This is a genomic window from Paenibacillus sp. FSL F4-0122, from assembly GCF_038002845.1.
GTDB classification, from domain to species: domain Bacteria; phylum Bacillota; class Bacilli; order Paenibacillales; family Paenibacillaceae; genus Paenibacillus_AQ; species Paenibacillus_AQ odorifer.
On record NZ_JBBODI010000001.1, the window covers coordinates 255,123 to 269,239 of the forward strand.

The following is a 14,117-nucleotide window of genomic DNA, read 5'->3' on the forward strand; positions in this document are numbered from 1 at the left end:
ATTTGAAAAAGCGCTTCGGGGGATTTAACAAGATTTATGCCATGCAATTGGCGACCATCTTTTTGGGATTTATAGTGTTTGGCATATCGGAAAATATTAAAGGACCCGCCATTCCGCGAATCCAATTCGACTTTAATCTGGACGAGAAACAGCTTGGCACCCTTTTATCCCTAAATGCATTAGGTTATTTGATCGCCTGCTCCTTTACAGCTGTATTGGTTCGGAAGTGGGGGATCAAGGCTGTCAGTATCATTGCTTTTGCATCCATGATATTTTCAGGAGTGTTAATCTATATCTCCCACAGCTACCCCTTTTTCTCAGCTTCTTATTTCCTGATGTACATCGGAAACGGAATGCTGGAGATTGGTCTTGCCATTTTGGGAGCACGCATCTTCGTAAAAAATACCGGGACGATGATGAACTTATCCCATTTTTTCTACGGATTTAGTTCAACCTTAGCTCCACTGCTGGCAACAGGACTCATGTCGGTAAGTATATTTGGCCATCCACTCGACTGGCGCGGAATGTATTTGATTATGCTAAGCTTATCTTTACTGCCTATTCTATCTGCCTTGCGCAGTACATTTCCGGGTGACGATCTTCCACAAGAGGACCGGATCCCATTAAAAACGCTGGTGCGCGATCCCGCTTTATGGCTGATGGTGCTTATTCTTTCTTTCGGTGTAGTGTCAGAACTTGCAGTAGGTGGATGGCTAGTGAATTTCCTAGAAAAAGCATACTTGTGGGATACAGTTACAGCTTCTGGTATGTTGTCCACCTTTTTTCTCTGCTTCTCGCTAGCAAGGCTCCTGCTGGGGCCGGTTACAGATAAGATTGGTTTCAATCTATCGCTTATCATCTTTTCAGCCTTCTCTGCCTTATGTACGTTTGCTGCTATTTTGGGTGGGGAACAGCTCGCGTTTCTATTTGCAGCAGCAGGCATAGGTATCGCTATGATTTATCCGACCGTCATGGCGTTTATCGCAAAAAGGTATCCGCATGGCAGTGACACTGCCATCACCTTTACAGTTACACTAATGGGAGTCGGTAGCGTGATTGGCAACTATGCCATAGGTGCAGTGATCGAAGGTGTGAAGCGGCTTTACGGAGCAGAAACACAAACTGGCTTGCTACGTGGACTTCAAGCTGGGTATGGTTTTATCGGTTTATGTGCAGCTATATGCGCGATATCCGGTTGTGTTTTATATCGTTATTTAAATCGCCGCCAAGAACTTATCTAGAATAGTTATCGCACTTACTTCTGCTCATCCCTGCAACAACCTGCTGATTTCATGGCAGGTTGTTTTGTTGCAAATAGCGACCAACCTCCCACCATCGGACTCAAATGACCTTATTGGCTTCGAAATAGGCAGAAACGAGGTTTTTCGGACCCCAGAGTCGTTATTGAGTTGTTTTTGTGCAAAAACCGCTGTCTTCTGACTTGATAACGCCTCCTGAGTCCGAACACTCCGCCTAATGAAGCTAAATCCTGAAATAGCGACTATACAGTCCGCAACAATGACCTCTGAGCTGGTGATCACCATCCCAACAATTATCGCAGCCCTCCCGCCAGCTCCATTATTTTTCTAACAATCTGCTCTTCACCGCTACTAACCTTTTCCGTTGCAACTTCTCCCAAGGTTATATGATCGCCAACACAAACCGAGTGTGCGGAATGTCTGAACATTTCTATATCATTAGCATCGTTACCAAAAGCAATAAATTGCTGCGGTTCTATGCCTAAATTTTTTAGTCCTGTCCATTTGTTTACACCTTGGGGACTTATATCCATAATATCTTCTTGTCCATGCTGGTAGATCTCAATCGGCAGATTTTGCAGCTTATGAATAAGTTGTTCCCCATTCAGACTGCTCAAAATAACTACCTTCACAATCTCATCCAGCTCCGATGGAGTTACATTTTTGGCGCGTTGTTCTGGATCTACATTTCTCCGCACCATTCCCGCCAACCATAGACCTAAATGCCCCTCATTTAATTGAGGATAAAATGATCGATGTCATCATAACGGATATCGATCTTTTCTCCGTTTCTTTTGACAAGATTTATATACAGAGGAGCTGCATCAACACTTCCGCCACCCACCAGCACATGGTAGTTTTCATTGATTTCATATTTACGGATGTACAAGCCTGAACCGACATCTTCAAAGGGATAACCTTCAAAATCCTTCCACGACAACGCCTCGCCTTGATGAGCTAGATCCTGTATTTCATCCATGGATAATATTGCAGTTTTTTTATCATTACAGGCTGAAAGTATAATCGTCAAAGCAAACAATAACAGCATTATCAAGCTACGCTTACTTCTCATTCATAAACCTCCAAACTCTATATATTGTTATTTATAGGAAAATATAAGGTAATAATAACATAGCTTAGACTTGCTTTGAATGGATTGCGACCAGTTTCTGCTCTGAGTGTTAGAAATTCAAGCTCCCCACATCCTCCTCGGTTTCTTCCTGCAAATCTATTTTAAATTTGACGTTAATTTGTTATGTATGCTCTAATATAAATGAAGGGTGGAGCTGCATGTTATCATTTTTACTAACTTTAAAACGTTTATTTTCGGGCTTATGGAAAGCGCTCAAACGTAAAAATTTCCAAGCATTATTCTTATTAGTTTTGATGACGCTGTTGTCCGGAACCATTTTTTATGTCAAACAGGAAGGTTTGTCTGTCCTGGATGCTATTTATTTCTGTGTTGCAACGCTTAGTACATTAGGTCATCCAACATTTGTTCCCCAGACAGCACTCGGAAAAATATTTACGATCGTTTACATTATTGCAGGCACAGGGTTGTTCTTGGGAATGATGGGGTATATCGCTTATGAACTGATCAAACAAACCGATAAAGATAACAATTAAATAATGGAAACCAGAACTCGTGACATTATTAATAGCCTTGTTAGCCGAAGCTGACATGGCTATTTTTTTCAAATATTCGATTATATCTGTTTCTTTTTCGCAATCACTTTCACCTTCAATCAAAGCAATGTTGATGGATTAACGTGTCTCATCTCCAATGGCTGCAAGAGCTTTACTGCTTTCACCATTACCATTGAAATGACCAAACAAGGCTTGAAAAATGGCTTTATGCATGGCTGGATTGTTGGCCGCTCCATATTTTCTAACGTAAAAAAGCCGTTCTCTTTTAAAAGAGAACGGCTTTAAATGTTATTTTCACAGAAATCCTTAGAACACCCGCTTCTGATTCCGATCATCAATAATAATCTGCACCGCTTCCTTAAACCGTAGAGCATGCACTATCTCCCGCTCCCGCAGGAACTTGAGGCTATCCTGCAGGTCCACGTCATCCGTCATGTCAATCAGCCACTGGTATGTAGCCCGGGCTTTTTCCTCAGCCGCAATGTCTTCATAAAGGTCTGCCAAAGGGTCTCCCTTAGCTTGAATATAGGCTGCAGTGAATGGAACACCGCTAGCATCCGTGTAGAACAGGGCATGATCATGCGCTACAAAATGTGGCCCTAATCCCGCTTCCTCTAATTCACATACCGAAGCATCCTTTGTCAGCTTGTAGATCATCGTGGCAATCATCTCAAGGTGAGCGAATTCCTCAGTCGAAATATCGTTCAACACGCCAATAACTTTATCTGGAATCGTGTATCTTTGATTCATATAGCGTAGTGCAGCGGCGAGCTCGCCGTCTGCTCCTCCGTATTGCTCACTCAAATAACGCGCCATCCGGACATCACATTTACCCACCCGTACCGGATATTGCAGTTTTTTTTCGTATATCCACATTCGGGAACTTCCCTCCTCTAGAAAAATAGTTCCTTACGGTTATACTCCTCTTACACCTGCCAAGGCCAAGGGGGTTGATTCCATTCCCATGGACATTTAGAATAAGCGCGGCCAAAATTCTGCAGCGGACCATATAACTCCTGAAAATGATTCGCTAGCTTGGTTCGTTCCAGCGTAAGCTGATTAAATTGTTCAATACTTCTCAGATCGTCAGGATGCGTATTTAGATATAAGTTCAACTCCACTAAGGCAAAATCAAGGGTCTGCAACTGTTCAAGCAATTCATAATAACGTTGGTCGCAAGGATTTGCCTCCATAGTCTATTTTCCTCCTCCTTTGCACTTGGATTCATACGGACTAAATAGTGCTGGCCAGAGCGTTCCATACTTCAGAGCCTCCTGCAAACTAAACTGTGGCAAATCGGGTGGCTGAAAGGTGATAAATTGATTGGGTGGAACTACATACGTCTTGAACGGCACCGGTGGGCAAGGATCAAACGGGCCCCTAAAGGGGGTATACCTCCGCAGCTGTGATTCCATCTTTTTTGTACCTCCTTTGTTCCTGTTCCTTCTTTAAAGACTCTGAACATTACTCCCTTAGCTAACTTATGACAGCAGGACACAATATAAAACGTTATTTACAAAAAAAGCCCATTAGCAATTTTTTTGAGCAATGTGCACGACAAATAAGCTGTCTCCGGAAAAGTACCGGAAACAGCTTATAACTTGAGTCTTTTAGTATTCAGCTTAGGGGTTCGCTCTTTTGAACGAATCTTCGTGGGTAATCTCAAGGATATCCAACATAAATACAAAGATAGGAATACCAAGAATAAGTCCCCAGACACCTATATAATGCTCAGAGAACAACAACACGCTAAAGGTGAAGAACATCGGCAAATTCATTTTTGTGGACATCAGCTTAGGATTCAAGAAATAACCTTCGATAAAATGCAACACCGCAATAATCGCCAGCACATAAGTAACTGTTATAAGACCGCCGATGTTGTAACCAATTATTAAAAGCGGAATGAGCGAAATCAAAAAACCAACCACCGGAATGAGACTGAGCAGAAAAATCAAAATCGCCAGGGCAAATAAATACGGGAAGTTAAGCAGCCACAAGCCAATAACAGTAAGACAGGTATTGAACATGGCAATGAGAATTTGCGCTTCTATTACTTTCCCAAAGGAAACGATGAATTTTCGGCTGAAATACTCCAGATCTATATAAAACCAGGCAATCCTGCTCACTCTCATCCTAGAAGTGAAACTGACGACCCGGTTCTTCTCCAGAATAAACACAAAGCTTAAAATGGTTGATAGAACGAAAGTTGCACCCCAGTTGCTAACCTGCAGCACATAATCGATGCCTCTTTTGATATAGGACTGATAGTTAAGGTCCCTGAGCATATCATACAAATATAATGTAATCTTGTTCTGCGGAAGATCCTCTGACTTGAGATTGGTGAGGAAGATCGCCAATTGCTTAATCTGCTCCAATACTTTAGGAAGATATTTTACAAGGGCCAGTACAATCAATGCGATTAAAGCAAGGTATAAAATGACAATAATCACCTTACTGTTAACCTTCATGAATTTACCAATTCGTTTACTGAGCACAATCTGAAAGCTGTTCATGACAAAAGCAATCAGAAACGTCAGCAACACCAGATTAAGCATCCCACGAACCATGTACAGCAGCAACCCGATAAGTGCGAGAATAAAAAAGCGTCTGGTAGTCCTATTCGCGTAGAATCGCTTGAATACATTCATTGATCTTGCTCCATTCAATTGCGATTAATAATGTTAAACTTCAATGGCTATAAAAAGGAAAACTTAGCCCCCACAAAAAAGCCGATAGAAACAAAAAGGAGTGACCAGGTTAGCGCTCCTGCAGTCGTTATAAGTATATATTTTTTGAAAGACATAGCACTGATTCCAGAGATATAGCTCGATACATGCCTCAGACCTGGAATAAAATAAGCAATGAAAATCGCCCAGTTTCCGAACCGCAAAAACCATCTTTTCATACTCGCAAAACGCTTGGGTGTAAGGCCAACCCACTTGCCGAATTTTGCTACCACAGGTTGCCCTAGCCTTAGACCAATAGTATAGCTGATAAGCATTCCTGTGATGGATCCCATGAAACAAACCAATACAGAAAGTGAAAAATCCAAAACCATAACGGAGGATAAATAGCCTACAAACAGCATTAACACCTCATCAGGCACAGGAAGTCCGATAATCCCAACTGCCATAAGGCCAAATATGGCTAAATATCCGTACTGTGAAATAAACTCTATAATCCAAGGCATGGGTGTATCACTTCCTGTTGAAGGATTTTTTAAGGGACGGAAATGGGATACGGCTGATCATCATTACGGACAGCAATGCCATTAATCCGATGACCAGTCCTGGTTTCATACGTTCATCTAGTAAAGAAATCATCGACAGAATGACTCCAGCAGCAGTAATCGGCATCCCCACGAACCCTTTGGAAGGCGCCGACAGATTAAATCTGGCCAAACGAAGTGCGCCACAGATCAAAAAGAAAACTGCAGCTGCAGGTCCAATCCAGTGGGCATCTTCTAACCTATACAACAAGATAAGGAAGGTAGGCGCTAAACCAAATGATATAATATCCGCCAATGAGTCCAATTGTTTACCGAATTCACTAGTACATTGCAATATTCTTGCCAGTAATCCATCCAGTACATCGCATATTGCCGCGAGCAAAATCATTAATAAAGCTAGGCTATATCGTTCTTGAATCGTAAAATACAAGGACAGTGATCCTAGTCCCAAGTTTCCTAGTGTGCACGTTGAAGGCAACCAGTTCAATTTCATACAATCTCACCCCTTTCATAGCAGTATTTCTGTTGATCCGATTTAACCTACAAAGGTCACAGTAAAGCTGACACCGTTCTCCGTATTTTTCACTGTATAAAGACAAGCGTGCATATCTAGTATTCGCTTCGCAATGGAAAGCCCCAGACCCGTACCGCCTGTCATTCGACTGCGGGATGGCTCCAACCGATAGAACCGCTCCCAGATCTGCTCCAACTGATCTTCAGGGATTGATTCTCCTATATTTTGAATAGTGAATACAATAGTCTGGGCATGACTCTCAATATTGACGGTGATAGAACTTCTTTCTTCCGCATGCCTGATAGCATTGGTCATAAAATTTAGCATAACTTGTTCGATCCAGTTCACATCCGCATAGACCGGTAATTCATTTGCAGGAATAATGATGACTTCCAAATGTTTTTCAATCAGCAAGTGGACCAGCTTGTCCGTCACCTTTTCCGTCAGTTCACTTAACATAAAGGAAGTTTTCCGAAGTTTAATCGTGCCCGACTCCAACCGCGCTAGATCTAGCATATTTTTAACAAGAAACTCCATTTTATCGGCTTCCTCAATAATTACCTTAATGTAGTGATCCTGCTTGCCGGCGCTAACGCCATCTTCCAAGCCTTCAGCAAAACCTTTGATAATACTGAGTGGTGTCTTCAATTCATGGGAGGCGTTGGCAAAAAAGTCCTGCTGCATGATCTCCATTCTTTGTTTCTGCTCCATATCCTCAACTAGCTGCTGATTGGCCTCTCTTAACTCTCGTAAAGCAGAATCCAGACTTAGTGATAAGGTGAACATGCTGTTAGAAAGGCTGCCTAACTCATCCTTCTGCCGAATCGATGTGTCCCCTGTAAAATCCAGAGAAACCATACGTTTGGCTATTTTATTTAATTTAATTAGCGGACGCGTTACCATTTTCGAGAAAAAGAGAGAAAGCACCAGAATCAGGACAAAACCACCCATTCCCAGATATAAAAAGAACCAACGCAACGCATCGTTCGAATCCTTAACTTCCTGTAATGAAGTGACTGTGAATAGTAATTCAATTTCTCCGTTACTTTGCTTCAGGGGCAGAATAACCACAGAATTGCGACTCCCACTCCAGGGAGCAATCCAGTCTTGTTTCTGTATTTTCAAATTTTTGAAGTCTTCTGCCTGCGCCGATGTCAAAGGAAACCATTCCTCTAGAGCCTCAAACAGTATTCCCTGGCGTGGATTCCATATTTTCAAATCAGGCAGTACAACTTCTGCAACAGTACCAGATGCATGAATCGTCCCAGTCTCTCCCGTCTCCCCTATTGTTCCGCCCCCTTTTTTTGTAATACTTATGGGGTAGAGTATAACGGGTGAAGCACTGTCTTCGTCCAAAAGTTCGCCTTCCACGCTCAACTGATCATCTACTTTAATGTTTGCTGCTCTTAGTGAATCTCCGTACTGATTCATGAATAGGGATAAAGAAACAACCATACTCTTCCCGTCATCATCGATTAGCTTTATATGAAATGGATCTTCTGAATTCATCTTTCCATCCAGCTTCAAAATAACCATTTGTGTTTTATTCCGCAGCATAAACCGGACAAGCTCCTGAGAGGTTCGAGTGCTTCCCCATGGCTCACTTATATATCTTGCCGCAAAGCTCTTAAGGTGTTTCTCCACGCGGTGCTCTTTTTGCTTCTGATAGAAATTGTCAAACAACAGCAATTGGCTTAGAATCACCATGCCATAGAAGCAAAGGAAAAAGATAACGGTCATCACAAACAGTTTAAAAGTAATTCCCCGTCTTCTCATGCCTCTTCCTCGAACATGTATCCTGTGCCAATTACCGTACGAATAAAACGTGATTCATAACCCAATTTACTTCGCAGCTTTTTAATATGACTGTCCACAACTCTGGAATCTCCTTCAAATTCAATTCCCCAGATCCGACTGAGGATCGTATCCCTTGAAATGACAATCCCTTTATTTCGTATTAAAAGCCATAAAAGATCATATTCCTTAGGGGTAAGCTCCACTTCCTCATCTTCTACCTCCAACCGATGAGCTAAGGTATTAAACATCGCGGAACCAAATTTTATTATGCCAAATTCAGGCTGATGGGTGCCTTCAACCCGCTTCATGAGTGCATTTGCCCGGGCTACCAGCACCTTTGGACTAAATGGTTTTGTAACATAATCATCGGCTCCTAATTCAAATCCATAGATTTTGTCGTCATCTGTAGACTTGGCGGTTAACAAAATGATGGGTACCGCTGATTTCTCACGAACTTCACGGCACACTTCAAAGCCATTCATAGCAGGCATCATGATATCCAGAATCAGCAGATCCGGCAGCAGTGAATCAAACCAAACCAATGCATCTCTTCCATTATCCGCTTCAAGTACTTCCCAATCATTCTGTAAGAAATAATCAGATACCAGTTCACGAATACGAATTTCATCCTCAACGAGAAGAAGTTTCTTTTTCAATCTAGACCCCGCTTTCAAACAATTTATAAACATTAGCATAGACGAGCGTTATGTCCTTTATGTGTCCACAAAAAACTCCCCCTGTCGTGAGCCATAAAGCTCTTACAGGAGGAGTTCATTATATCCCTGATCAACCGGAACAATACGTTACAATCTTTAATAGGTTATTCTTTATCCTCGTCCAATTTTGATGAGGTTTCTTCATCCGCAACACGGGGTTCCCGGTGGATATTAATTCTAGTGATACGCAATCTTGTCGATTCCTCGACTTCAAAAATAACATCTTCAACTTTGACACGTTTTCCTTTGGTTGGATTACCCTCCAGCTCCTTAAACAACCAGCCGCCGATGGAATCCACCTCATCATCTTCAATCACAACACCCGTAAGATCGTTGACATCCTCAATCAGCATCCGGCCCTCAACAGAGATATACTCCCCGTTATGTTCCACACTTGGACGCTCATCTTCGAACTCGTCATGCAGATCTCCTACGATTTCTTCCAGAATCTCTTCTGCTGTCAGCAAACCTGCTGTGCCGCCATATTCATCGACAACCAACGTTAGCTGCGCCTTATTCTTCTGCATAAAACGAAGAGTATGACTGATCTCCATCGATTCCGGAACGTTAAGGATAGGCCGAACCAGAGTTGTAAGATCATTCTGCTGCTCCGGTGGAGCAAACAACAGGTCGGTAATATGAATAAAACCGATAATACGGTCCTTATCTTCCAGAGCAACCGGATAACGTGAATGTCTCGTTTCGGTAATAATCTTCATATTTTCTTCTAACGAAAGATTGCTGTAAAGCACATCCATATCTGTACGAGGCAGCATGACTTCACGTGCAAGCAGATCTGAGAATTCAAAGATATTATCCATTAGTTTCATTTCATCTTTGTCAATGACGCCACTCTTGGCGCTCTGATTCATCAAAATACGTATTTCCTCTTCCGAGTGTGCTGCTTCACTTTCATTTGCAGGCTCCACACCAACTAACCGAAGCAACGCGTTGGCTGAAGCGTTCAGCACCCAGATAAAAGGCATGAACACATTATAGAAGAACATCAGGGGTGCAGATAACAACAGTGCCGAACCTTCTGTTCTTTGAATCGCGAGCGATTTAGGAGCAAGCTCCCCAAGTACAATATGTAAAAATGTAATGATCGAAAATCCAATAATCACAGATACAGTAGAAATCAGGGTATGATCGGTGATCCCCATCTGGTACATTAAAGGTTCGACCAACAGCTCAGAAATCGCGGGCTCTCCAACCCAACCTAAGCCCAGCGATGCAAGTGTTATCCCAAACTGAGTGGCGGATAAATAGGAGTCCAGTCTCTTATTTACTTTCAGAGCATATCCAGCCATTTTATTACCTTCACTGACAAGTTGGGTCAGGCGGGACTGCCTGACCTTAACTAATGAAAATTCCGCTGCTACAAAAATACCGTTCAATAATACGAGCACCAGAACCAGCAAAAGATTAAGCAATAATCTCCCTACTTCAAATTCCGTATGCACCACTTAACAACGCCTCATTTCTACAGATTGATCGCTTTTCTAGTTTTGAAGTCAACTTCCGGATAATACATATCCGCCACTAACAGATTAGGTCCGCAGCAGCCTGCTGCATCGCAGTGGCAGTTCACCTTTTGGTTCAGCGGGTGTTTAGTCTGCCAATCGATAAATATATCATCCAGCTTTTGGTTCTCGATGTTGCCAAAGGCTGCGATATCAGCGAAATCTGTAACAAAAACATCGCCCGTAAACATGTTTACGTTCACTCGATTCCGGCCATCCGGATCATTGCGAAGGGTAACATTCTTCTCGGCGCGCATTCTGCTTATCAGCTTCTGGTCTTCTTCCAGGAAGCTGCAAGCAAAAAACGGAAGGGTCCCAAACAGCATCCAAATCTCCGGATCACGGGTATCCAGTAGTTTATGGATTGCCGTCCGCATTTCATTCAAGGACAACACTGGCAACGCCGAAGCAAAGCTGGAGTTGTACATAGGATGTACCTCATGCCGTTTGGCGCCCATATCGAGAATCAACTTATGAATTTCAGGCAGCTTAGTATGTGTACGGTAATTAATCATAGTTTCCGCAGAAATTAGCATACCATCCTCACTTAGCCGTCGAGAATTCTCAATCATTGCATTATATAACCGATATGCACTTTCCTTTGAAACAGCATGCCCGCTGTTGGCAAAACCAACTTCATGAAAATCGTCTCCGTTCACATAATTAAAAGAAATATGCATAACGTCCAAATACGGAAGCAGCTTTTCATATCGAGCATACGGCATCGTCAGATTAGAATTAATTTGCGATCTAATCCCCCGCTCTTTGGCATACTTTAAGAGCGGCACTATGATATTATCCACCGTTCCGGCCAAAAACATAGGCTCTCCGCCGGTAATACTAATAGTCTCCAGATGCTCTACTTCATCTAAACGGTCCAACATATTTTTAAGTGGCAGCATATCCCCTTCTCTAGAGGTTAAACTATCACCTACCGCACAGTGTTCACACCGCATATTACATAAATTGGTTACTGTAAATTCCACACTCGTAAGCACATGGCGTCCATGCTTGCGTAAAGAAGTAATGGGATCCCATGGATCGTAGCTTGGCGACAGCTCCTTCGTTGAAGATGTTAATGGTCTTAAAACATTCATTTGTACTAGCTCCTTTAAATCTTATTCCTATTATTAACCCATAATCATGAAGATTGAACGGTGTCTTATCCTATATCATACCACGTTAGTCAGAAAAACTGCACTTCGGATGTCTTTCGGACTGTTCTTACAAGCTTTTTCACTATAAAAAATAATAGCAGCGAGACGAAAAATAGGCTTCCGCGAGTTATGCGGACAAGCCTAATCTTCTCTCTTCGCTGCTATGATTAATATTTTGGCGTTCCCACAGAATCGCCTTGATCTGCGACGTCAACGATAACAACGGAGAGGGCTTTTCCTAGATCCCTTTCGAACGGTACGACTTTCTCTCCTTCAGGCCCTGTAAGCACACGTACGATCGGTCTGTGAGGCGTACTTGGATCTATTTTGACAACAACTCCACTTTCACCCGTACTGAGCTTCACCGTAAGACCAAGTGGATAGATAGCCACACGATCTCTAAATAACTCTAGCTGCTTCTGCTCATACAATGTACCGGAACCTACATAAAGCGCCTCAACGGCTTGATGTGGCAGCATAGCCTTTTTGTAGACCCGGTTGGAGGTCATGGCATCGTAGGAATCAGCCACGCCCAACCATTTGGCATATTCATGAATTTGAGGTCCTTTTAATCCCCGCGGATATCCGGATCCGTCAATGCGTTCATGATGCTGAAGCGCACAATGAGCCGCGAGCAGCGGGATATTCGGTTCTTCCTTGAGAATCTGATACCCGATCTCGGTGTGTGCCTGCATATGCCGAAATTCATCTTCACTGAGCTTGCCGGGTTTTTGAATGATTTTTATCGGGACTTGGGTCTTGCCAATATCATGCAGCAGCGCACCCAGACCAATCACTCGAAGCTCCTCTTTGCTGTACCCATGCGCAATGCCAAGCACCAAAGTGTACAAGCAGACGTTCAGGGAATGGACGTACAAGTAGTTATCAGCAGTGTGCATATCAAGCAGCATGATCATCGGATCTTCTTGTAAAGACAAATCATCCAGGATGCTATCCATGATTTTTGAGAATTTTTTATCCAGATGGTAGAATCCCTTACTTATTCCTGAAGCGCCTGTCATTTGCTGAAACTGATTACGAATCACCTTCAGTGCCTGATTGCGCGTCTCATCTTGAAGCATACCTATAATCTCAACATCGTCCGTGACAGAGTCCTCTATGTAAATATAACCGATGTCAATTCTTGCAAGCCTCTTGATCAACGCATCAGTAAGCTCCACCCCATCCGCGAGGAGAGTTAGACCTTCATCATTATATATTTTTTTACCTAATTTCATGCCTGCTTGAAGCTGATTCACGGATACTAAACGCACTTAGCTCACTCCTGCCTTTAACGGTAAAATGCTATTCTGTTTTGAAATCCTTGGGTCACACGCTTTGTCTATACCGTTTATGTAGAGATCAGACAGGTGCACCATGAAGAACATCGGGTGTGTCTAGGTCTTTGCCTATGGGCATTAACGCATAATAAACAACCAGAATATAGCAGCAAGAATAAATCTGTAGATCGCGAAATGCGTCAATCTAATCTTTTGAATCAATTTCATAAACAAAATGACCACTACATAAGCCACTACAAAAGAAATCAGAAATCCAATTACAAAATAGCCAATCGTCTCACTAGTGAAGTTCTTATAAGAATCCAACAGTTCATATCCGGAAGCCGCACACATAATAGGAATGGCTATAAGGAAGGAGAAATCCGCAGAAGCTTTATAACTAACTCCACTTAACATCCCTCCGGAAATCGTAGATCCCGAACGGGAAAATCCTGGCCACAGCACTGAAATAATCTGATACATCCCGATAGCCAGCGCCTGTCCGTAAGAAAGATCGTCTAGCTCATGCGCTGTAACTCTAATTTTGCGTCTATTTACCCATTCTGCGATAATCATTAGAATCCCTCCGGCGACAAGCGCCCAAAGAACAGTCGTGGCCCCAAAGAGACTTTTTATAAAATCGCGGGCAAAAAATGCCACAGCTAGTGCTGGGGCAATCCCAAGTATTACATGGATTAAGTTCAAACGAGACGCCGGCATCACACCGCCTCTTCCTGAGTTCTTACGCCCAATGCCCAGCAAATTAAGCACACGCTCGCGGTAAACAAGCGCAATCGCCAATATTGCCCCTAGCTGAATAACGATTTCATAAGTCTTCATAATCGAATCCTGCTCATCAAAGCCCAGAAGCTTCGAGGTCAAGATCATGTGTCCTGTAGAAGAAACAGGAATAAATTCAGTGATCCCTTCGACAATTGCTAAAATAATAGCTGTAATCGTGTCCATAATTTCCTCCTATTTTTTTGGGAATCTAG

16 protein-coding genes are annotated in these 14,117 nt (G+C 42.7%); 2 read left to right on the forward strand and 14 right to left on the reverse strand.

Annotation, left to right across the window (positions count from 1 at the left end):
- Positions 1-41: 41 nt before the first annotated feature.
- Positions 42-1,241, forward strand: coding sequence for an MFS transporter (locus MHH49_RS01105; protein WP_076104606.1), 1,200 nt, complete (start codon positions 42-44; stop codon positions 1,239-1,241).
- Between the two features lie 311 nt (positions 1,242-1,552).
- Here MHH49_RS01105 and MHH49_RS01110 read toward each other — a convergent pair whose 3' ends face one another.
- Positions 1,553-1,960 carry an HAD family hydrolase gene (locus MHH49_RS01110; protein ID WP_081388120.1) on the reverse strand — a complete coding sequence of 136 codons (408 nt, stop codon included), beginning with the start codon at positions 1,958-1,960 and terminating at the stop codon, positions 1,553-1,555.
- 32 nt (positions 1,961-1,992) lie between these two features.
- Positions 1,993-2,331: a hypothetical protein gene (locus MHH49_RS01115; RefSeq protein ID WP_038569602.1), complete on the reverse strand. Its 339-nt coding sequence runs from the start codon at positions 2,329-2,331 to the stop codon at positions 1,993-1,995.
- A gap of 218 nt (positions 2,332-2,549) precedes the next feature.
- Between MHH49_RS01115 and MHH49_RS01120 the strand changes: the two genes are divergently transcribed.
- On the forward strand, positions 2,550-2,885 hold the full coding sequence (locus tag MHH49_RS01120) for a potassium channel family protein (protein WP_076104570.1): 336 nt from the start codon (positions 2,550-2,552) through the stop codon (positions 2,883-2,885).
- A 327-nt stretch (positions 2,886-3,212) separates the two neighbouring features.
- On the opposite strand, the gene MHH49_RS01125 is transcribed toward MHH49_RS01120, so the two are convergent.
- The 12 genes from MHH49_RS01125 to MHH49_RS01180 all read right to left on the reverse strand — a co-directional run bounded on the left by MHH49_RS01125 (position 3,213) and on the right by MHH49_RS01180 (position 14,088).
- Positions 3,213-3,782, reverse strand: a complete 570-nt coding sequence (locus tag MHH49_RS01125; protein ID WP_036684067.1) for a manganese catalase family protein — start codon at positions 3,780-3,782, stop codon at positions 3,213-3,215.
- 50 nt (positions 3,783-3,832) lie between these two features.
- Positions 3,833-4,099 carry a spore coat protein CotJB gene (locus tag MHH49_RS01130; protein WP_036684069.1) on the reverse strand — a complete coding sequence of 89 codons (267 nt, stop codon included), beginning with the start codon at positions 4,097-4,099 and terminating at the stop codon, positions 3,833-3,835.
- Between the two features lie 3 nt (positions 4,100-4,102).
- On the reverse strand, positions 4,103-4,321 hold the full coding sequence (locus MHH49_RS01135) for a spore coat associated protein CotJA (RefSeq protein WP_036684070.1): 219 nt from the start codon (positions 4,319-4,321) through the stop codon (positions 4,103-4,105).
- A gap of 207 nt (positions 4,322-4,528) precedes the next feature.
- Positions 4,529-5,554 carry an AI-2E family transporter gene (locus MHH49_RS01140; protein ID WP_038569599.1) on the reverse strand — a complete coding sequence of 342 codons (1,026 nt, stop codon included), beginning with the start codon at positions 5,552-5,554 and terminating at the stop codon, positions 4,529-4,531.
- Positions 5,555-5,601: 47 nt separating this feature from the next.
- Complete coding sequence (locus tag MHH49_RS01145; RefSeq protein WP_038569597.1) at positions 5,602-6,096, reverse strand: DedA family protein; 495 nt, start codon at positions 6,094-6,096, stop codon at positions 5,602-5,604.
- A gap of 7 nt (positions 6,097-6,103) precedes the next feature.
- On the reverse strand, positions 6,104-6,628 hold the full coding sequence (gene pssA / locus MHH49_RS01150) for a CDP-diacylglycerol--serine O-phosphatidyltransferase (RefSeq protein WP_036684073.1): 525 nt from the start codon (positions 6,626-6,628) through the stop codon (positions 6,104-6,106).
- Between the two features lie 42 nt (positions 6,629-6,670).
- A complete protein-coding gene (locus MHH49_RS01155) occupies positions 6,671-8,425 on the reverse strand; it encodes a sensor histidine kinase (RefSeq protein WP_038569596.1) in 1,755 nt (584 codons plus the stop codon).
- Positions 8,422-9,102, reverse strand: a complete 681-nt coding sequence (locus tag MHH49_RS01160; RefSeq protein ID WP_038569594.1) for a response regulator transcription factor — start codon at positions 9,100-9,102, stop codon at positions 8,422-8,424. The genes MHH49_RS01155 and MHH49_RS01160 overlap by 4 nt, the downstream gene beginning before the upstream one ends.
- A gap of 164 nt (positions 9,103-9,266) precedes the next feature.
- On the reverse strand, positions 9,267-10,625 hold the full coding sequence (locus MHH49_RS01165) for a hemolysin family protein (RefSeq protein WP_038574290.1): 1,359 nt from the start codon (positions 10,623-10,625) through the stop codon (positions 9,267-9,269).
- Positions 10,626-10,645: 20 nt separating this feature from the next.
- Positions 10,646-11,782, reverse strand: a complete 1,137-nt coding sequence (gene yfkAB, locus MHH49_RS01170; RefSeq protein ID WP_038569593.1) for a radical SAM/CxCxxxxC motif protein YfkAB — start codon at positions 11,780-11,782, stop codon at positions 10,646-10,648.
- A gap of 227 nt (positions 11,783-12,009) precedes the next feature.
- On the reverse strand, positions 12,010-13,116 hold the full coding sequence (locus MHH49_RS01175; RefSeq protein WP_038569591.1) for an HD-GYP domain-containing protein: 1,107 nt from the start codon (positions 13,114-13,116) through the stop codon (positions 12,010-12,012).
- Positions 13,117-13,260: 144 nt separating this feature from the next.
- Positions 13,261-14,088, reverse strand: a complete 828-nt coding sequence (locus MHH49_RS01180) for an undecaprenyl-diphosphate phosphatase (RefSeq protein ID WP_036684081.1) — start codon at positions 14,086-14,088, stop codon at positions 13,261-13,263.
- Positions 14,089-14,117: the final 29 nt, after the last annotated feature.